The sequence below is a fragment of the Pseudomonas sp. GD03842 genome (assembly GCF_029841165.1).
Lineage (GTDB): Bacteria > Pseudomonadota > Gammaproteobacteria > Pseudomonadales > Pseudomonadaceae > Aquipseudomonas.
The window spans coordinates 128,917-149,507 of record NZ_JAOCEA010000001.1 but is presented as its reverse complement, the minus strand read 5'-3'; the positions used below and the strand labels follow the sequence as shown (position 1 = coordinate 149,507).

16 protein-coding genes are annotated in these 20,591 nt (G+C 62.6%); 4 read left to right on the top strand and 12 right to left on the bottom strand.

The annotated features are described in order from the left end of the window. Nucleotides 1–2 precede the first annotated feature (2 nt). Nucleotides 3–2,792, bottom strand: a complete 2,790-nt coding sequence (locus tag N5D61_RS00725) for an EAL domain-containing protein (RefSeq protein ID WP_279890520.1) — start codon at nucleotides 2,790–2,792, stop codon at nucleotides 3–5. Between the two features lie 673 nt (nucleotides 2,793–3,465). Between N5D61_RS00725 and N5D61_RS00720 the strand changes: the two genes are divergently transcribed. The 4 genes from N5D61_RS00720 (at nucleotide 3,466) to N5D61_RS00705 (ending at nucleotide 9,054) form a co-directional block, all read left to right on the top strand. Then, on the top strand, nucleotides 3,466–4,128 hold the full coding sequence (locus tag N5D61_RS00720) for a (2Fe-2S)-binding protein (protein WP_108238101.1): 663 nt from the start codon (nucleotides 3,466–3,468) through the stop codon (nucleotides 4,126–4,128). Next, nucleotides 4,128–5,111, top strand: coding sequence for a xanthine dehydrogenase family protein subunit M (locus N5D61_RS00715; RefSeq protein ID WP_279890130.1), 984 nt, complete (start codon nucleotides 4,128–4,130; stop codon nucleotides 5,109–5,111). Before N5D61_RS00720 ends, N5D61_RS00715 begins: the two co-directional genes overlap by 1 nt. 15 nt (nucleotides 5,112–5,126) lie before the next feature. Then, complete coding sequence (locus N5D61_RS00710; protein WP_279890128.1) at nucleotides 5,127–7,361, top strand: xanthine dehydrogenase family protein molybdopterin-binding subunit; 2,235 nt, start codon at nucleotides 5,127–5,129, stop codon at nucleotides 7,359–7,361. Between the two features lie 262 nt (nucleotides 7,362–7,623). Next, complete coding sequence (locus N5D61_RS00705) at nucleotides 7,624–9,054, top strand: mechanosensitive ion channel family protein (protein ID WP_108238098.1); 1,431 nt, start codon at nucleotides 7,624–7,626, stop codon at nucleotides 9,052–9,054. A gap of 3 nt (nucleotides 9,055–9,057) precedes the next feature. Here the strand turns inward: N5D61_RS00705 and N5D61_RS00700 are convergent, their stop codons facing one another. The 11 genes from N5D61_RS00700 to N5D61_RS00650 form a co-directional block, all read right to left on the bottom strand. Continuing rightward, nucleotides 9,058–9,363: a DUF1883 domain-containing protein gene (locus tag N5D61_RS00700; protein WP_108238097.1), complete on the bottom strand. Its 306-nt coding sequence runs from the start codon at nucleotides 9,361–9,363 to the stop codon at nucleotides 9,058–9,060. A gap of 95 nt (nucleotides 9,364–9,458) precedes the next feature. Further along, the gene (locus tag N5D61_RS00695) at nucleotides 9,459–10,229 is read right to left on the bottom strand and encodes an ABC transporter ATP-binding protein (RefSeq protein WP_108238096.1); all 771 of its coding nucleotides are present in this window, start codon (nucleotides 10,227–10,229) and stop codon (nucleotides 9,459–9,461) included. Next, nucleotides 10,226–11,008: an ABC transporter ATP-binding protein gene (locus N5D61_RS00690; RefSeq protein ID WP_108238095.1), complete on the bottom strand. Its 783-nt coding sequence runs from the start codon at nucleotides 11,006–11,008 to the stop codon at nucleotides 10,226–10,228. The genes N5D61_RS00695 and N5D61_RS00690 overlap by 4 nt, the downstream gene beginning before the upstream one ends. Continuing rightward, entirely contained in the window at nucleotides 11,005–12,963 is a 1,959-nt protein-coding gene (locus N5D61_RS00685; RefSeq protein WP_279890127.1) for an ABC transporter permease, read from the bottom strand. Before N5D61_RS00685 ends, N5D61_RS00690 begins: the two co-directional genes overlap by 4 nt. A gap of 241 nt (nucleotides 12,964–13,204) precedes the next feature. Next, complete coding sequence (locus N5D61_RS00680) at nucleotides 13,205–14,425, bottom strand: ABC transporter substrate-binding protein (RefSeq protein ID WP_279890126.1); 1,221 nt, start codon at nucleotides 14,423–14,425, stop codon at nucleotides 13,205–13,207. A 134-nt stretch (nucleotides 14,426–14,559) separates the two neighbouring features. Next, the gene (locus N5D61_RS00675) at nucleotides 14,560–15,186 is read right to left on the bottom strand and encodes an isochorismatase family protein (protein ID WP_279890125.1); all 627 of its coding nucleotides are present in this window, start codon (nucleotides 15,184–15,186) and stop codon (nucleotides 14,560–14,562) included. After that, nucleotides 15,179–16,228, bottom strand: coding sequence for a 2,5-dihydroxypyridine 5,6-dioxygenase (locus tag N5D61_RS00670; protein WP_279890124.1), 1,050 nt, complete (start codon nucleotides 16,226–16,228; stop codon nucleotides 15,179–15,181). The genes N5D61_RS00675 and N5D61_RS00670 overlap by 8 nt, the downstream gene beginning before the upstream one ends. Further along, nucleotides 16,215–17,069: an alpha/beta hydrolase gene (locus N5D61_RS00665; RefSeq protein ID WP_279890123.1), complete on the bottom strand. Its 855-nt coding sequence runs from the start codon at nucleotides 17,067–17,069 to the stop codon at nucleotides 16,215–16,217. The genes N5D61_RS00670 and N5D61_RS00665 overlap by 14 nt, the downstream gene beginning before the upstream one ends. A 15-nt stretch (nucleotides 17,070–17,084) precedes the next feature. After that, nucleotides 17,085–18,320, bottom strand: a complete 1,236-nt coding sequence (locus tag N5D61_RS00660) for an FAD-dependent monooxygenase (RefSeq protein WP_108238090.1) — start codon at nucleotides 18,318–18,320, stop codon at nucleotides 17,085–17,087. A gap of 94 nt (nucleotides 18,321–18,414) precedes the next feature. After that, nucleotides 18,415–19,371: a PDR/VanB family oxidoreductase gene (locus tag N5D61_RS00655; protein WP_279890122.1), complete on the bottom strand. Its 957-nt coding sequence runs from the start codon at nucleotides 19,369–19,371 to the stop codon at nucleotides 18,415–18,417. Further along, nucleotides 19,358–20,416 (bottom strand): aromatic ring-hydroxylating dioxygenase subunit alpha, encoded by a 1,059-nt coding sequence (locus tag N5D61_RS00650; protein ID WP_279890121.1) that lies wholly within the window; start codon nucleotides 20,414–20,416, stop codon nucleotides 19,358–19,360. The genes N5D61_RS00655 and N5D61_RS00650 overlap by 14 nt, the downstream gene beginning before the upstream one ends. Between the last annotated feature and the right edge of the window lie 175 nt (nucleotides 20,417–20,591).

Here is a 20,591-nt window from a genome sequence, read left to right as displayed (position 1 = left end):
CGTCAGGCCAACGCACTCAGATCCAGTTGGTGCTGCGGCACAGGCATGGAGAAGTAATACCCCTGCGCCTGCCCCGCGCCCATTTCCCGTAATAACTGCAAGGTGTCCGCGTCTTCCACGCCCTCCGCGACAACGCTCAGCCCCAGCGATTCGGCCATTCGCACGATGGCCCGCACGATCGCGCGGCTGCGTGAGCTCGTGGTCAGTTCGAGGGTGAACGACTTGTCGATCTTCAGGCCGCTGAAATGGTACTGGTGCACATAACTGAGGGACGAGAAGCCAGCCCCGAAGTCGTCCAGCACGGTGGAAACACCGTTGTCCGCCAAGTGTTTCATGGCCTGGCGCGCCAGTTCCGGCTCGGCCACCAGCGCGCCTTCGGTCAATTCCAGGCAAATACGCGAAGGCGCTACCTGATGTTGATCCAACAGCGCCAGCACTTCGCTGGCGAACTCGGGGCGGCTGATGCTGTAGCTCGAGCAGTTCACATGCACGGTCGGCCAATGGGCGTGGCTGGGTTGAGCGAGCATGGCAACCACCTGCTGCAGCATGTAGAAATCCAGCCTGCCGATCAGACGCAGACCTTCCAGCGCGGGCAGGAATTGCCCCGGCGCGATGATCCGGCCATCGGGCTGGCGCCAGCGGATCAAGGCCTCAAGGGCGAGCACCTTGCCGGTGGCCACATCGATGATCGGCTGGAAATAGGGCAGCAGTTCATCGTTGCGCTTGAGGGCGTTGCGCAACGCGCCTTCCTGCTCCATCTGGTCGGACACTTCCCGCCGCACTTCCTGGTTGAACACGGCGTAGCTGTCACGCCCCGCGTTCTTGACCCGGTACATCGCCGTGTCGGCGTCGCGCAGCAGGTCGGCCGGTTCCTTGTGGAATTGCAGGTCAGCCGCCACCACCCCAATGCTGCATGACGAAAACACCGCGTGGCCATCGATGTAGAAAGGCGCGTCGAACGCCAACAAAATGCGTTCCGCGATCGCGGCGGTCACGTCCGGAGGAGCCGCATAGGCCAGCACGGCGAACTCGTCGCCGCCGAGCCGCGCCAGCAGGTCGCTTTCACGCATGCAACTGCGCAGGCGATCTGCCGCCTGGATCAGCAGCAGGTCCCCGGAATGATGCCCGAGGCTGTCATTGACCATTTTGAAGCGATCCAGGTCGATGAACATCACCACCAGTTCACGCCCGCGCTCGCAAAACGCTTCCCAGGCCAGTTTGAGTTGGTGTTGCAGATGGCTGCGGTTGGGCAGGCCCGTCAGCGAGTCATGGGCGTTTTCGTGCTGCAGCTTGGCATTGGCGTAGTCCAGCTCGCGGGTGCGATCCTGGACCCGGGCTTCCAGTTGCACGTTCGCGGTATGAATCGCCTCCGCTGCACTGCGCCGCGACAGCGCCGTGTCGATGTGTCGGGACACGAAGGTGAGCAGGTCCTGGTCGCGCAGCGAATAGCTGACATGGGGCGAATAACTTTGCACCGCCAGCACGCCGCGCACCGTATCGCCGTCAAACAAGGGAATCCCCAGCCAGGAACAGGAGCGGTTGACATCATTCTGCAGGGTGATTTCCCCGTTACCCTCCAGACGCCGCGCCTCAGCGCTGTCGATCAGGCACGGGCGACGCTGGCGAATGACGTATTCGGTGAAGCCCCGCTCGCCACGGCGCGGGTCCGGTCGGCGGGTCAGGCGTTCGTCGACGTAGTAGGGAAAAGTCACCTCCCCGGTGGCATCGTCGAACAACGCAATGTAGAAGTTCAGGGCGAACAACAGCTCGCCCACGATGCCGTGCAGGTGTTTGAACAGGTCCGCCATATCGCCCGGCTGGCTCGACAGCTCGGTGATCTGGAACAACGCCGTCTGCAGGTGCTCCGCCCGCTCGCGATCGGCGACTTCGTTTCTCAGGGCATCATTGAGCCGCGACAGCTCCAGGGTACGCCGCACCACGGTTTCTTCGAGGTGGGCACGATGAAGGATGCGGTCCAGCGCCATCGCCACATGCCGGGCGACCACCAGGAACAGCTCCTGATCTTCCACGCTATAAACCCGCGACAGGTCGTAGACCTGCATCGCCAACATGCCGAACACTTCGTCCGTGGCATTTTTGAGCGGCGCGCCCATCCAGAACTCCGGTCGGTGCCCCATGCAGTAGAAACGCTCCATGGCCTGGGCCCGCTCGATCCCGGCGGCATCGACGAACATCGGCTGTTCGGTGGTCAGCACATAGCCGGTCATGGACAGGCGCTCGGGATCGAGAAACTCGTGGGTCTCGGCTTCGAGCGCGTCAGCGTCCGTGATATCGATGTAGTAGGGATAGGTGATTTTGCCGCTGTGGCTTTCATACAGCGCCAGGTAAAAGTTTTCGGCATCGATCAGCGTCGCCAGTTGCCGGTGAACGCCCTCCAGGAAGGCCGAACGATCCCGTGTCGAGCTGGCGAGCGAACTGATTTCGTACAGGACGCGCTGTGTCGCCTGGGCCCGGGCCAGAGCGACGGTTTGCAGGCGCAAGCCCAAGCGATCGGCCAGGGTGGCCAGAAACGGATTTCCCGCCTCCTGTTCCGGCGTCAATAACCAGCCGAGGGGCGCCTCGCCATGGCCGGTGACCCAGCGCTGCAGCCGATGGTCCTGGCAGTATGTATCGAACTCTCCGCGCGCAATCAGCGCCGGCCAGTGAGTCGAAGAATCGCCCTGCGCCAACAAATGCAAATGGCGGTTGGCACGGTAGGCCGCCCAGCTCAATTGAGGAGCGGCAGCCCTGGCCGCCTTGAACAATGCTTCAAGGGAAAGTTCGTCGGTCATCGATGAGGCGTTTTCCAGTCCATTATCAGCGGTCAAGGGTGCCTGTCCGTCGGCAATTGGCGAGTGCGGGCAAGTGTTCGAAACGTGGGAATTCATGCGCACTCCAATGCCCCCTCGAGACTGAGCTATCTTCACGGCGTCTGACGGATGCTTGCAAGCACCTTATTCGTATCAGCGGCCTGTAAACGACGGAAAACCTGAATTTCACGAAATTTCACGTGACATCTCCCTCGTTATCGGCAGGTCGTTTTCGAAATGTACCCATTGGTGCGCTCACACCGACAACCTGCCCGCCGTCGCGCCGCTGCGCAAATAAGAAGCCTTCGCCGCCCGAGGCCCCTCGAATCACCCGCCTGAAGGCCAACGAACGCCCTTCGGTCGGCCAGTAATCACCCACCCGGACTCCAGGGCCGAAATTCTCGCAACCAACGACGCAACGGCAGGTCAGTACTCAACCAGCCGTTTGCTGGCCATCGCGCGTTGCTCTTCGTCCCTGGGGCGGCGCAACACGCTACGGGGCATGAAATGCCGTGCAATAAGGCATGCCCCTGCGGTGAACGCCCAGCTAACGCGCTGATGATCGTAACGCCTTCGAACCACCACTGCCGTAAACACCTGCGCGCCGCTCACCGTCGGCGTCAGGCTCGATTCCTTTGCTGACGAGGACCCGTTCATGACCGATCAGCCTGATAAGAAAGACAGCGATGCCGGCATCACGGCATTCACCGCCCCTTCCCGACGAAACTTCCTGAAATCCATCGGCGTTTCCAGCCTCGCGGCGGCTACCGCGCCCATGTGGAGCCAAGCGCTGGAGGCCCAGGCCGCCGTACCGGACGACACCCGTCCGCCCGCCAAAGACGAGCGGCGCATGACCCTCAACGTCAATGGTCAGGTGCATACTCTCAACCTCCCGGCCAACGCGGCGTTGCTGGACGTGTTGCGCGACCGCCTGCAACTGACCGGCACCAAGAAAGGCTGTGACCACGGGCAGTGTGGCGCCTGCACGGTTCACGTGAACGGCACCGCGATCAATTCCTGCCTGTCACTGGCGGCGATGCACGAAGGCGATGCGATCACCACCGTCGAGGGCCTGGCCAAGGACGGCAAACTGCACCCCGTGCAGGAGGCGTTCTGGGAACACGACGCGTACCAGTGCGGCTACTGCACCAGCGGTCAGATCATGAGTGCGGTCGCCCTACTGCAGGACAAGCACATCGGCAGCGACGACCACAGCGTTCGCGAAGCCATGAGCGGCAATATCTGCCGATGCGGCGCGTATAAAAACATTCTCGCGGCGATCCAGAGCGCCAGAATCAAGCTGCAGGAGGTGACCTGATGAGAAGCCTGGACTACGTGCGGGCCGGCAGCATCGAACAGGCTGTCGCCACCCATTCCAAAAGCCCCTCGGCGTTTTTCCTGGCCGGCGGCACGACCTTGCTGGACCTGGTGAAACTCGACGTGATGCCCGCCGATCAGGTGATCGACGTCAATCATCTTTCGCTCAATCAGATCGAAGTTCAGAAGGACGGCGGCGTGCGCATCGGAGCGCTGGTCACCAACACTGCCCTGGCCCATCACGATTACATCGTCGAACACTACCCGGTGCTGTCGCAGGCGCTGCTGTCCGGCGCCACGACCCAGTTGCGCAACAAAGCGACCACCGCGGGCAACGTGATGCAACGGGTGCGCTGCAACTATTTCCGCGACGGCCATTCGCCTTGCAACAAACGCCAGCCCGGGTCCGGCTGTGCCGCCATCGATGGCCACAACCGCAGCGTCCATGCTGTGCTGGGCACCAGTGATCAGTGCATCGCCACTCACCCTTCGGACATGTGCGTTGCCATGGCGGCCATTGGCGCGAAGGTCGAAGTGCAAGGGACCCAAGGCAAACGCAGCATCGACTTTCTCGACTTCCACCTCTTGCCCGGTGCCACGCCGTGGAAAGAACACGCCCTCAAGGACGACGAGTTGATCACCCATGTCGTGCTCGATCCTGCGCTGGCCAACAGCCGGTCGGGCTATCTGAAATTGCGCGACCGGGCGTCCTATCAGTTCGCACTGGCCTCCAGCGCGGTGATTCTGGTCACCGATGGCGATACGGTCCGTGAGGCCCGCATCGCCCTGGGCGGCGTTGGCACCAAGCCCTGGCGTGCCCTGGACGCGGAGCGCGCGCTCAAGGGCGCGACCCTGACCCCACACAACATGGAGAAAGCCGCAGCCCTGGCGCTACAAGGCGCACGGCCCTACCGCCACAACGCCTACAAGATTGCCTTGGCGCAGCAAGCAATCGTACGCAATCTCAGCACCTTGACGGCCTGATCTGGAGAGCAAGACATGACCGACTCAAGCATGATCGGCTCGGCGCCCCGTCGAGTCGATGGCCGGCGCAAAGTCACCGGTACGGCGTTGTACGCCTCGGACCATCACCTACCCGGCATGGCCTACGGCTATGGGGTATTCAGCACCATCGCCAGCGGCAAGATCACCGGGCTGGACCTCGATGCGGCGCGCCAGTCCCCGGGTGTGCTGGACATTTTCCACCACGACCACTTTCCCGAGCTGTATCACAACTCGGCATTGCCGATGTCATTCTCGGCCATCCTGAAGGCGGCGAAATCCGATGAAAACCGGTTGCCGTTCGAAGACGACACCGTCTACTACGCAGGTCAATTCGTTGCCCTGGTGGTGGCGGACACGTTCGAGCACGCCCGCGCAGCGGCCTACAAGGTCAAAGTCCGTTACAGCCAGGCGAGCGCCGCTGCCAACCTCGACCAGGGCATGAAAGCAGGCACACCGCAGGACGGCAGCCCCAACCACAGCCGCGGCGATGCCGGCGCCGCGTTCGAACGCGCCGCTCACCGTATCGACGCGACCTACACCACCCCGGTCGAAACGCACAACCCCATGGAGATGCACGCCACCGTCGCCCACTGGGACGACGGTCGACTGATCGTCTATGAGGCCAGCCAGGGCGTGGTTGCCCACCGCAACTCACTGGCCAAGATCTTCGGGCTGATGCCCGAGCGTGTCGAAGTCCGTGCGCCGTTCATTGGTTCGGGGTTCGGCAGCAAGTTGTGGGTCTGGCCACACTCCGTCGCGGCGTGCGGCGCCGCCCGAGCGCTCGGCCGTCCGGTCCAGCTGGTGGTGCCCCGCCAGCAGATGTTCACCACCACCGGGCATCGTCCTGAAACCCGCCAACGTCTGCGCCTGGCCACCGACGAGAAAGGCAAGCTGGTGTCGGTGCGTCATGAGTCGATCAACAGTACGTCGTTTACTGACCCCTACAAGGAGAACTGTGGCACCTCGACCAAGAGCCTCTACAGCTGCGCGAACGTACTCGTCACCCACCAGACCATCCAGGTCAACCGCGGGACCCCGACGTCCATGCGCGCCCCCGGGGCCGCGCCCGGGCTGTTCGCGCTGGAGTCGGCCATGGATGAAATGGCCGAGAACCTGGGCATGGACCCACTGGCGTTTCGCAAACTCAACGTGGCCGACCGCGATGAAAGCCAGAACCTGCCGTGGTCCAGCAACCATTTGCAGGAATGCATCGATAAGGCGGCCGAGCGCTTTGGCTGGAGTCGGCGTAACCCGCAGCCTGGGTCGATGAAGGACGGTCACGAGATCATCGGCTACGGCATGGCGGCCTGTAACTGGGACGCGTATCGCACACCTGCCGAGGCGCAGGTCTCGCTGCGCGCAGATGGCACGGCCTATGCCATCTGCGGTGTGCAGGACATCGGCACCGGTACCTACACCATTGTCGCCCAGGTCGTCAGCAGCCTGACCGGCATTGCGCTGGACAAGATCGACGTCGAACTCGGCAATTCGTCGTTTCCTCCGGCCCCGGTGTCGGGAGGTTCCTGGGCCACAGCCAGTGTCATGCCCGCCATCGCCGAAGCGACACGGCAGGCCATCGAGCAGTTGAAGGGCTTCTCCACGGCTCCCAAAGGGGTGTTCGCGGGTGCCAAGGCCGACGACATCAGCTTTGAGAACGGACAGTTGAAGAGCGGGGGGAAATCGTTCGCCATCGTCGATGTGCTCAAGGCGCAAAAACAGTCCAGTGCATTTGGCGAAGCCAAGACCGGCATGAACGACACCAGCAAGCATTCCTTCCGCTCGTTCGGCGTGCACTTCGTGGAGGTCCGCTGGGACCCGGGTATTTCGCGGCTCAGGGTGGCCCGAGTGGTCAGTGCCATCGACGTGGGCAAAGTGGTCAACCAAAAGACGGCGCTGAACCAGGTCGAGGGCGCGATTGTGATGGGCGTCGGCATGGCGCTGTTCGAAGCCACCGACTACGACGAGCGCAATGGCCTGCCGGTGAACAACAATTACGCGGAGTATGTGGTGCCGGTGCATGCCGATCAGCCTGATATCGACGTAATCCTGCTCGATTACCCGGACCTCGAGCTCAACGAGTTCGGAGCGCGGGGCATTGGCGAGATCGGCATCACCGGGCTGGCGGCCGCCGTCGCCAACGCGGTGGCACACGCCACTGGCAAACGCATCCGTGACTTGCCCATTACCCTGGATAAACTCATGGAGCTGCCACCCACGATGAGCGCATAAGCGCTACTCGTAAAGCCTGACACCGCAGGATCGCATCGAGCCGCAGGGACGCGGCTACCGCGAAGCGAAGACCGGCAGTGAAGCCCTCCTCCGCCGTTGATCAAACAGACCCGTCCACCCTGAAGCCCCATCGTGCATCGCCCTGCCAACGGCCTCCATCACCCAACGGGGGCGAAGCCGCATTCGTTATAGACATTTCCCCCCGCCCGTCCCTACCATCCGCGTGCCACAGCGACTTGCCATTTCCCCGCGGAATTCCAACATGCCGTCAGCCGTCCCCCATTATTCGCTCGCCTGGAGTCTGCTTCTGTTGCTGGCCGATGTGATCGCCTGGCACCTGCTGGCCGACCGCAATCGCATGCTGCGCATCGCCATCCGCCTGTTGGGCTTCGTCGCCTACAGCCTGGTGGTGATCAATTCGGGCGTCAGCCCGCTGGAGGCCCCCGCATGGCCGGACAACAGCGCCATGCAGTTCGCGGCCACCGCACTGGCCATCGTCTGGTGGATGTACGCGGCTCGCACGCTGACGGTGTTGCTCGGGCTGCTGCTGACCGGCCGGGTCGGCCATAGCGGCCGGCTGTTGCAGGAAGTGATCGGTGCAGTGATCTTTCTCATCGCCATCGTCGCGGCAGCGGGTTACGTGCTGCAACTGCCCGTCAAAGGCTTGCTGGCGACGTCCGGCGCAATGGCGATCATCGTCGGTCTGGCCTTGCAGAGCACCCTCAGCGACGTGTTTTCCGGGATCATCCTGAACACCACCAAGCCTTATCAGGTCGATGATTCGATTTCCATCGATGGCATGGAAGGCAAGGTCATGGACATCGACTGGCGCGCCACTCACCTGCTGACGGGCGTCGGCACCATGGTGGTGATTCCCAATTCGGTGGCGGCCAAGGCCAAGATCGTCAACTTGAGTCGACCGGCCCATATTCACGGCGTGTCAATCAACGTCATGATGTCGCCCCACATTCGTCCGCGACGCGTACTGGACGCGCTCGAACGCGCCTTGCAGGGCTGCAGTGCGCTGCTGCAGACACCCAAGCCTCGCGCCGTCGTCAAGGAGACCAGCCCCACGACCATCGAATACTCGATGACCGGCTTCATCGGCGACCTGAGCACCAAGAGCGATGTGCGCAACTTGCTGTTCGACCTCGCTTATCGCCACTTGGAGGCCGCGGGCATCACTTGGCAATCGGACACCACTGCCGACGACGTGTCACGGCCGCGCGCCCTGCTCGACGAGGTGAAGGTGTTCCGTACCAGCACGGTTGAGGAAAAAGATCAGCTCGCGCAGGCCATGGTCTCGCGAGAATACGCCGCCGGTCAGACCATCATGGAACGGGGCGAGATCAGTGACGGGCTGCTGGTCATCGCGACCGGCGTGGTATCCGCCAATATTCTGGATGGCACTACCTTGATCGAGGCTGGGCGGATGGGGCCGGGCGAAGTCATGGGCGAACAGGGCGTGTTGGCCGACGCGCCATCCGAGGGCCGGTTCGTCGCCCTCACCTCGTGCGTGATCTATCGCATCGACAAAGCCGCCACACGGCGGGCCATGGAGCAGCGCGCCGAAATCACCACCGCACTGAACAAGCTGCAAGCGATTCGCCAGCAAAGCAGCCAGCACATCCTCTTGCGCAAGCCAGTGGCGATCAAGAAGAACAACTTTCTGGGCTGGTTACAGAAGCGCTGAGGCTCAGCGAGGCAAGCCATTGCCCGAGCGACGGATGATCTTGATCGAATGCTTGATCGCGGGCTTGCGGGTGACACTGATCGCGCGACGGGTGACGGTGTCGAGGGTAATGTTCCAGAAGCCGCTGCCCGGGGCGACGATCCTCGCCGGAAAACGGTCGAAGGCGCCGCCGTGGTAACTGTGACGGCCACCATTTTTGAAACTGCGAAAATGGGCGTCGCTCATGAGGCGTATGTTGCAGGTGCCCGAGGCCTCGATGACGACAATGTCGCCTTCGTTAAGGTGCTCGCGCTGATGGATGAATTTCACGGTAATTCCACGGGGTGACGAAAACGGTGAGGATAACACGGCCTCCCCCTTGGTTCGTCGGCTGCGCACCCTGCAGATGCGCAACCGCCGCTGCGTTACAGCGTCAGGTAGGCCTTGCGTACGTCCTCGTTCGCAGCCAGTGCCGCCATGCTGCCTTCATAGCGAATCAGCCCCTTCTCCAGAACGTAGGCGCGGTCAGACACCAGCCCGGCGAAATGCAGATTCTGTTCGGACAGCAGAATGCTCGCACCCTTGGCCTTCAGCGCGAGGATCATGTGGGCCATCTGCTCGACGATCACCGGCGCGACCCCTTCCGAGGGTTCGTCGAGCAAGATCAGAAACGGGTTGCCCATCAGCGTGCGCGCCACCGTCAGCATCTGCTGTTCACCGCCGCTCATCTGGCCACCGGGTCGGTCTTGCATGGCGCCCAGATTGGGAAAGAACGCGAACAATTGCTCCGGCGTCCAGTTCAGCGCTTCGCTGCCGTCCGGCCATTGCCGGTCAGGCTGGCGTCCGACTTCCAGGTTTTCAGTCACCGTCAGATGGGTGAACACCCTTCGATCTTCCGGAACGAAACCCAGGCCCAGCCGTGCCAATTGGAACGGCTGCAGCCCTGCCACGTCGCGCCCCATGAAGCGGATCTGCCCCTGACGTCGTCCGAGCATGCCCATCAGCGCCTTGAACGTGGTCGATTTACCCGCCCCGTTGCGCCCCATCAGCGCCACCACTTCACCTCGCCTGACATTGAGGCGCACGTCATAGAGCACTTGCGCGGCGCCGTACCAGGCGTTGAGGCCGCTGACGTCGAGCAAGGTGTCCGGCGTGGCGGTCGACAGGGGTGTTTGCGTTGCAGCCACTGCGTTCATACCTGCACCTGCGCGTCAGTCAGTTCATTTTCGAAGGTCTTGCCCGTCCCGAAGTACACCTCCTGCACCTTGGGATGGTTGCGAATGGTCTGGGCGTCGCCTTCGGCGATCAGGCGGCCCCGGGCAAGCACGATCATCCGGTCGGCGTAGGCGAACACCACGTCCATGCTGTGTTCGGTGAACAGCACGGCCATCCTGCGCTCCACCACCAGGCGCTTGGTCAGGGCCATCAGATCATTGCGCTCTTCCGGGCCCATGCCCGCCGTGGGCTCGTCCATCAGCAACAGTTTCGGATCGTTGGCCAGCCCCATCGCCAGCTCCACGCGCTTGATGTCGCCATAGGCCAGCTCGCTGCAGGGGCGCTCGGCATGGCGCTGCATGCCGACTTGGTCCAGCAGTTCCAGGGCCTGTTGGCGATAGCGCTTGCGGGCCGAGCCGAACAGCGAGAAACCCTCGCCGTGGTGTGAGATCAGCGCCATCTGCACGTTCTCCACCACGCTCAATGAGGCGAAGGTTTCGGCGATCTGAAAGGTCCTCCCCACCTGCATGCGGCAGATGTCGCGCGGACGCTTTCCTATCAGCTCTTGGCCTTGCAACCGGATCGAACCACCGGAGGCCTTGAGTTGGCCACCGACCATATTGAAGGTGGTCGATTTGCCTGCGCCGTTGGGACCGATCAGGGCGAGCAACTCGCCCTCGTGCAGATCGAAATTGATGCCGTCGACCGCGCGTACGCCACCGAAGGACTTGTTCAAATCACGGACTTGCAGAAGCGTCATGCCTGTTTCTCCACGCTCGTTGCCACCGACTGAATGGAGGGCGCCGCCTGGGAATTCCGACGCTCCCGCCAGTGCCGCCAGCCCTCTGCGACCCAGTGGAAGAACCCGGCGATACCCTGCGGGAACGCGAGCACCAACACCAGAATCACCCCGCCGAACACCGCACGCCAGTAATCGGTGGCGCGCATGATGGAGTCCTGCAACACACTGAACACACTGGCGCCGGCCACTGGGCCCAGCAAGTTTTGAATGCCACCCAGCAGCACCATCACCAGGCCGTCCACGGATTTACCCACGGCCATGGCATCGGGAGAAATGCTGCCTTTGGAGAAGATGTACAGGGTCCCCGCCAATCCAGCGAAGACACCGGCGATCACGAAGGCGAGCCATTGCACGCGCTTGACGTCGATGCCGATAGCGTCGGCCCGCAGGGCCGAATCCCTCGCCGCGCGGAGGCTGTAACCAAAGGGCGCGAAGAGGATGCGGCGCACCAGAAAGACACTCAGCCACACCAGCACCAAGGTGAGGTAGTAATACGCCGTGCCGTCCAGCCAGCTCGAAGGCCAGATGCCGATGATGCCGTTGGAGCCGCCCGTGACTTCTTCCCACTGGAATACCACGGACCAGACGATCTGTGAGAAGGCCAGGGTAAGCATGGCCAGATAGACCCCTGACAACCTCACGCAGAACCATCCGAACAACAACGCGCCCAGGCCGGCGACCAGGGGTGCCAGGGCAAAGGCCAGCGGCATGGGCATGGTCAGCACTTTGAACAGGATCGCCGCGCCGTAGGCACCCAGGCCGAAATAGGCCGCGTGGCCGAAGGACGCCATTCCGCCCGGCCCCATGATGAAATGCAGGCTGACGGCGAACAGCACCGCGACCAGCACATCCTGCGTCAGCACGCTGGCGTAAGGCAGCCATTCGGACAGCAGCGGCAGCACCGCCAACCCCACGAACAGCAGGGCCATGAGCCCTTTGAAGGTGGGAGACCCCGCGCGTAAAGGCGCCTCCACCGGGGCCGAATTGCGGCTGGTGGCCTGAGGCTTGCCCATCAACCCCCATGGACGGACGACCAGCACCACCGCCATCACCAGAAATTCGATGACCAGGGTCAACTTCGAGAAGGACACCGGAATCCCGAACAGGGTCGTGGTCCCCAACCCGATGCACAGCGCCTTGATTTCTGCGATCAGCAGGGCCGCCACGTAAGCGCCGGGCAGCGAGCCCATGCCGCCGACCACGACGATCACGAACGCCTCGCCAATCGCGCGCAGGTCCAACGACAGGCTGGCCGGCTCACGAGGCAACTGCACCGCACCGCCCAGTCCGGCGAGCATCGCGCCCAGGGCAAAGACACTGGTGAACAGCCACGCTTGGTTGACGCCCAGCGCGCCGAGCATCTCGCGGTCCTGTGTCGCCGCGCGGACCAGCACGCCCCAGCGGGTGCGAACCAGCAGCAGCCAGACGAGGCCCAGCACCGCAGGGCCTACGGCAATCAGAAAAAAGTTATAGGTGGGGAATTGCCGCCCCAGAATGTCGACGGATCCGGTCAAGCCGGGCGCCCGACGGCCCAGCAATTCCTCGGCGCCCCAGTACCCCAGCACCGCGTCATTGATGACCAGCACCAAGGCGAAGGTTGCCAGGAGTTGGAACAACTCCGGGGCTTTGTAAATGCGGCGCAACAGAACGATCTCCACCACCGCGCCGATCAGCCCGACCGACACGGCGGCGAGCGCCAGCCCCAACCAGAAGCCGGCCCCTCCCAGCGAACCGGTGAGGTGCTCGACGATCGAGTAGGCGATGTACAGCCCCACCATGTAAAACGAACCATGGGCGAAATTGACGATCCGGGTCACCCCGAAAATCAAAGACAACCCGGACGCCACCAGAAACAACGACGAGGCTTCCGCCAAACCGTTGAGCAACTGTGAACATAACGCTGAAAAGTCCATGACACCCTCGATCGAGCAGCCGTGTTATGGGACGCTTGAGTCCTGGGAAAGCACCACCCTTTCGGGTGCGGGCGGGCTGAAGGAGGCGGTAGGCCGCTGCCCTTCACTGCGCAACGTGCCATCGGCCCATGAGCACGCTCACGGCGGTAACACCCTTCCCGCCCCACGCCATTCCCAGGGGATTGCGACTCCCCGGGCAATTTGGATCAAGCCCGCCAAAATGCGGGCCTTACGCACGCGTTCAGTCGGCTGGGCGCAGCTTGCGCACTTCGTCATCGGACGGCAGCAGCGTCTCACCCGGTTTGAACTGGTAATCGACCATCACCCCGGAACCGTCCTTCACCGCCAACTTGCCAACGTACAGCCCCCAGGTCGCCTGATGGTCGATCTTGCGGTATTCCAGCGGGCCGTCCGGGGTCTGCACTTTCAAGCCGCTGAAGGCGTTGACCAGCGACTCGGAGTCGGTTTTACCCCCGGCCGCCTTGATCCCGGCCGCGATGGACTGAATCGCCGAATACCCAATGATCGAGCCGAAGCGCAGGTTCTCGGTGCCGAATTTCGCGTGATACGCGGCGACGAACGCTTTGTGCGCAGGTGTGTCGATGCTGTACCAGGGGTAACCGGTGACGGTCCAGTTAGGCGGAACCTCATCCTTGAGCGGCTCCAGGTACTCGGGTTGCCCGGTGATGATGCTGAGCACCGGCAGTTGTTCGCCAAAGAACCCGCGCGTGGTGCCTTCGCGGACGAACTTGGCCAGGTCAGCCCCGAACAGCGCGTTGAACAGGCCATCGGGCTTGGCGTCCACCAGGGCCTGAACCACGCTGCCCGCATCGACCTTACCCAGTGGCGGAGCCTGTTCGGTCACGAACTCGACGTCAGGTTGGCGGGCTTTGAGCAACGTCTTGAATGCGCTGGCCGCTGCGGTGCCGAACTCATAGTTGGGGTACACCAATGCCCAGCGCTTCTTGTGCAACTTGACGGCTTCGTCTACCAACGACGACGTCAGCATGTAGGTCGACGCATCGAGGCGGTAGGTGTAGCGGTTGCCTGCGCTCCAGACGATGTTGTCGCTCAAGGCTTCGGTGATCAGCACGAAACGCTTTTTCTGCTTGGCGTAATCCGACAGGGCGGTGCCGATGTGAGCGTAGAACGCGCCCGCCAGCACATCGACGTGCTCACGGTTGATCAGGTCTTCGGCCTGGCGAATGGCATCGCCGGGGTTGGCATTGTCATCGCGGGTGACCAACTCCAGCTTCCTGCCATCGACACCGCCAGCGGCATTGATCTGCTCGACGGCCAATTCCATGCCTTTCTTATACCCGTCGGTAAACACCGGCTGGGATTTGTAGCTGTTGATGTCGCCGATCTTGATCGTGTCGGCGGACCAGGCAGCGCCGCTGACGATCAGGGCGACGACGCCCGCCAGCAGGTTCGATTTCATAAAACGTGCACGCATCTTCATGGTGTTCTCCAAGCTGATCAGGGAAAAGACTTGCACTGCATCAGGGCGCTCCAGGCTCGGACCACCGTTATTAAACGGGCAGTTAATTAATTGCAACGCGTGTGCCAGACAGGCTTGTCATTGGATGAAACCTTTCAGGGTTGCTGGTCGTGCAACAAGGCCAGCGCCTCGGCCATCGGTTTGACGACGGCGTATTTCTGCGCCATGTCGAACAGGTTCGCTTCGTGGGGCCCCAACGCCCGGTCACCGACGCAATCGCTGACCACCAATGGACGGAAACCATGATTCATGGCGTCCAGCACACTGGCCCGCACGCAGCCACTGGTGACCGCGCCCGCCACCAGCAGCGTGCGCACCCCTTGAAAGGTCAACCAGGCGGCCAGATCCGTGCCGAAAAACGCCGAGGGCAGCGTTTTGCGCACGACCCGTTCGCCCTGCCGTGGGGCCAATTGCGCCACGATGGCGCTGCGCGGTGCATGCTCGGTCAGGGTCAACATCGAGGGGACCTTGAGGGAGAACACATTGGCATCCGCCCCATCGTCAGCGAACACGATGCGCGAATGCGCCACGGGCCACCCCTGCTGTCGGGCGTGGGCCAACAGACGCTCGGTCTGCGCGATGGCCTGAGGGATGTTGCCGCCGCCGAAGATCGCAGGATCGGCAAAGCCCTCCACCAGATCGACGATCAGCAGCGCATAAGGCGCCGGAAGCGCCAAGTCGGCGCCGAAACCCTGACGCTGATAGCTCTCCAGATCACTCATGTCCGCCCTCCTCGTTCACGACGCGTCCGGCGGCGACCACCACCTGGTCATCCAGGGTCACTGTGCAGCCACGCAAGGGAATATCGATATGGCAGGCCGTGGTTCGCGTGCCGCCCGCCTCGTTGTTCGGCCCCAGGGAGAACAGGAAATTGCCCTCATAGGCACGGGCATCCATGCCGATATGGGCTTCGCGGTCCAGCAAGCCGAGGGTCGACCAGCGCGCGCGGGGTTGCAGGCCCCAACCGATGTGGGAAATGGCGAACGCCTCCGGATCGTCGAAACTGTCCATGTAATCGCGCAGCAACGCGGCATCGACCCCGCCTTCGATGCGCGTGGCGTAACCTCGCTCCACGGTGAGGTGGATGGGGTCCTGCACGTAGCTTTTATGAGGCAACAGGATGTCGCCGCGATCGATGACGATGCTCCCGCTGGCTTGCAGTTCGTTGGGCCAGGTCAGTACGAACCCGCTGGGCCAATGATCCCACCGCCCCGGCGTGTCGACGAAACCGTATTCGCTGATGGCCGGAAACTCGCCCAGCGGGCAAGACAGCGCGGTGCCCGCCGGTGAGGTGACGGTCATGCACGTTGCGCGCTCGATGCGCGCCGCGGCACGCAGCACCCGCTCGCGATCGGCCTCGGTCGGCACCATGCGCGCCAGAATTTCCGGAGGTTCAACCGCCAGGAGGATTTTCGTGCCCGCGGCGAGGATGGCGTGTTGCTCGGGCGAGAACAGCAAGGTCATCAAGTCCAGCACCAGATCGCTGGCCTTGAGTGCCGCCATGGCGGGACGATTGCCAGTCAGCGGCGTGGTGCCGAGGTAAGCCAGCGGGTCACGGCTCAGTGCTCGCTCACCGTTGACCGGCGGGAGGTCCAGGCGACTGGCGATCAACCCCAGCGACTGACACGCCAATTGCGCGGTGCGCAAGGTCTGCGGGTGGGTGTCGGCACCGGTCAGAATCGTCACCGACTGGCCCGCCTGAACGTTCGACAGACGCAGGACCTGGGTCCAGGCCTCGAACATCGTGAAATCACTGACCGCCATGGGAGCTGCCCTCGCTGTCGTTGGTTGGAGCCTCGAGAAAATCCCCCAGTGCGGCGTAAAACCCCGCCGCGTTGTCCCAGGGAATCATGTGCCCGGCCTCTGCCACGCGAATGTGGGCCAGGGCGGGGAGCAACGTCTGCATCTCGGCCACGTCCTCGTCCCCGACCACATCGCCTCGGGCAGCGGTGATCAGCAAGGTGGGGCACGTGACATGGGCAACCTGCTCGACGACTGCGTCCTCGTGGAAGCCACTGAAGCTGGCGAGAATCGCCCGCTCGTCGCAGGTATGCAGCCACTGCGCCCGCAGCGCGCGCTGCTCGTCGGTCCAAGTCGGGCAAAAGGCGCGCATATCTTCGCCACTCATGCCCCGTCGGGCCTGACGGATCGAGTCGATGTACCAAGGCAGTTGCGCCGGATAGGGGCGACGGCCCGGCCCCGATACAGGCGGGTCCACCCAAACCATGCGCGCCAGCCCGGCGGGGCGGGATTGCGCGGCACGAATAGCGATCCTCGCCCCCATCGAATGGCCCAGGACGCTGTAGCGCGCCAGTCCCAGGGCTGCGGCGAATGCGTTCAGGTCGGCGGCCTGGGCATCCAGGCCGTAGTCCAGGTGGGGACCGGCTTCCGACAACCCACGCCCCCTCACGTCCAGCACATAGACCTCCAGGCGGGCGGCCAACTGCTCGGCCACAAACCCCCAAGTGACGGCCGGGCTGGTGATCCCCGGCACCACGATGACCGGGTCCCGGCCGACGCCGACATCCTTCGCAGGGCCATAACGCAGATAATGCTGGCGAATGCCGTTGGCCTGTACGTGCGCACCATAACGAAGATGACTCATGGCATGACCTCCGTCTCAGGCAGGGATTTTTTCCGCGTGGGGGAACCGCGTTTCGCAATCCCGGGCGTCGTATTGGTAGACCCAATTGGCCTGGATCCCCACGGCATTGGGGTTGAGTAATTGGCGCCAGCGGTAGGCCATGTCGCGCTTGAGCTGCGACCACGCCGAGGGCAAGTGATACGTCCGCCCACGCTCACGGGCTTCCAATTGGACGCGGCTGGTGCGTGGCAGCCGTTCGAGTTCGTAGGCGCGCAAGGCCGATTGCAGTTGCGGTAGCCCATGACTGGCCAGGGATTGAGCCAGCACGTAACCGTCTTCGATGGCCATCGCCGCACCCTGCGACAGAAACGGCAGCATCGGGTGCGCCGCGTCGCCCAGCAGCGTGGCATGGCCCTTGGACCAGGTCTGCATCGGGTCGCGATCGAACAAGCCCCACTTGTAGATGGCGTCCGGGTCCGTGCGTTTGAATAACTCGATCAGGTTCGGGTGCCAGCCCTTGAAGCCGTCGAGCAGCGCCTGCTGCGTGCTCTTGGCGTTCCACGATTCTTCAACCCAGGCGGGACTTTCGTTGACCGCAACGATGTTTACCATCGAGCCGCCCTTGACGTAATACGTCACCACATGCCCTTTGGGCCCCATCCAGAAATTCGAATCCGGACTGACAAACGGCAATGGGTGTTTCTCGACGTTGACCAGCGCACGCCAACACATGTGTCCGGTGTACTTGGCGGCTTCCTGCCCCCACAGTTGTTCACGAATCACCGAGCGCACGCCATCGGCGCCGACAATCAGGTCAGCCTCGAACTGCGAACCGTCGGCAAACTCGGCAACCGCGGTCTGCCCGTGCTGCTGCAGGCCGATGCAATGGGCGCCAAACGTGGCTTGGGCGGGCTTGATGTCGCCCGCGAGCGCGGCGTGGAGATCGGCGCGATGAACGTGGTAGAACGGAGCGCCGTAGAGCGCAGGGCAACTGTCCTTGAGCGGAGTCCTGAACAGTTCACGCCCCGTTTTCCAGTTGCGACCGACCATGGCCTGAGGCAAGAACCCGATAGACTTCAATCGGTCATCCAGCCCCAGCTCGGACAACACCTTGACCGCGTTGGGGGTCATCTGCACGCCTGCCCCCACCTCACCGAACATGGCTGCGCGCTCGAAAATCCGCGCCTCGATACCCCGCTGCTCGAGTGCCCGGGCAAGCGTCACGCCCCCGATCCCCGCGCCGATGATCCCGACTCGCAATGCTCTGCTCATGATCTTTCTCCCGCCGTCTGACGATTCGCCCTACGGCTTGCGTAATAATTGGTCAACCAATTAATTGTTGATCAAAAAAATTTTGATTAGGCCTTCAGAGGTCCAACACCAAGCCTTCGCCGACACCGCGCGAACAGCAAATCATCATGCTTTCACTGCGCTGGCGCTGCCCGGGTGTCAGGACCGTATCCCGGTGCTCGACCTGCCCTGCCAGAACCCTGACTTCACAAGCCCCACACACCCCTTCTTCGCAGGAGTACGCCACATCGACGCCCGCCGCCTCGCAGACCTGCAACAGACTCAGTTCGGCCGGCACGGTCAAGGTCATACCGGACCGCTGCAGCGTCACGCGGAAGCTGTCGCCTGGCTGCAATGCATCGGTGGTGGCACTGAAGCGCTCTCGGTGGGTGTTCCCTTCCGGTCGGCCCTGCGTCAAACGATCAAACTCGTCCACCATGCCCTGCGGCCCGCAGCAATACAGCTGCGCTTCATCGGGCAAGGTCGCCAGCACATCATTGAGGCGCGGCGGACTCTCGCCCGTGCGGGTATGGAACAAACGTACATCGTCCTGCTCGTGGCATAACTGCTCGTGAAAGAGCATGTGTTGCGGGCTGCTCGCCCAGTAATACAGCGTGACACTGCGTCCGCTGGCCTTCAGCTGGCGGTACATGGAAATAAGCGGGGTGATGCCGATGCCCCCGGCGAACAGGTGAAATGCCTCGTCGCTCGGCCGCAGCGGAAAATGGTTGCGTGGCGCCGACAATGCGTATTCCGCCCCCACCACCGACTCGAAATGCAGCTTGCGCGATCCCCCCTTCCCAGCCTCTGACAGTTGCACGGCAATTCGGTATTGCGTGGGATGTACAGCAGGCCATAACAGCGAATATTGCCGCAGCACATCCGGGGCCATGGCCACGTCGACGTGAGCCCCGGGCTCGTAAGCCGGTAGCGGCTGGCCGTCCAGCGATTCGAAGGTGTAGAGGTTGATGCCTGGCACGCCGTATTCGATGGCCCGCAGACGCACCTTGATCACGCCGTCAGATAACGCCATAGCGGATGCCTTTGTTACGCAGCCAGGTCCGATAGCGCTGGCCCATCAGGTCGGTGCGATGGTGCAGTTCGTAACGCAGCTCCACTGGAATCCGCTCCGGGCGCTGACTCTCCACGATTTCACGGTCCTGGCCGAACACCACATCGGCTCGGGCCTTTACCGCCGCAGGGTCAGGACGCGGACTGACGTTCATGCCGGCGCAGACGCGCACGATGCAACTGACCGCATCCAGTGGTTGAACGGTGAACAGCGTGGCGAAGGTATCGGAATGGTCGCTGACGATGTTGCCTTCGGCGTCCGCGTCCTGGGTGCGTTTGGAAAAGTAGCCCACCAGCGGTCGAAACGCGTGGTAGGTGTAGAAAGCCATCAAGGGCTTGCCGCGCGCATCGCCCCACGGCTGAAACACCCGGACCTCGGAGGAGCGCAACCCCGTGTCCACCTCTTCGACGGTATAGGGCTCCAGGCGGTCAGGGTTGTCCATCACGCCGTTGAGCCCGGCGTGCACGAACGGAAAATGCGAAGCATCGATGAAGTTCTCCACCGCGCGGAAACCATTGGCAGCATAGGTATAGGGGCCGCTGTGCACCTTGAGGAAGGTCTCGTCGTCCCATTCGGGAAAGACTGGAACGTCGGACTCAGGCTGCCCCAGGCAGGTCCAGACGAAGCCATAGCGCTCCACTGCGAGGTAGGGAAACGCCCGCGCTTTCTTCATCGGCTTTTCATCGGGCGCCGCAGGCATCAAGGTGCAGGCACCTTCGCCGTTGTATTGCCAGCCATGGTACGGGCAAACCACCGAATCGTTCTTGATCCAGCCTTTGGAGAGCCGTGCGCCACGATGGATGCATAAATCTTCCCAGACATGCACTTGCCCATCGGCACTGCGCCAGACAATCAGTTCACGCTCCAGCAGGCGGACGGGGTAAATCGTGCCCTCCACAAAATCAGTGCTGTAGCCCACGACATGCCAATCATTCAGCAAGACAGGGTCTTGGCAGCCGTCTGCGGCAGTGACCGGTTGATGAGATGAAACGGCAATCAGATTCATCACGACTCCTCTGCTTTCTCAGGTTTGCTCACTGAAGAGCACAATTAATTAATCAACCTTTTAATTAAACGTTAGCAGAAGGTGTGCCAAAAACACGCTGTCGTTTTAACCTGCTGATTCTTCTCGTAATTAGGGTTTCTGCGATGCGTCGCCTCTTCTCACGCGACGCACCATC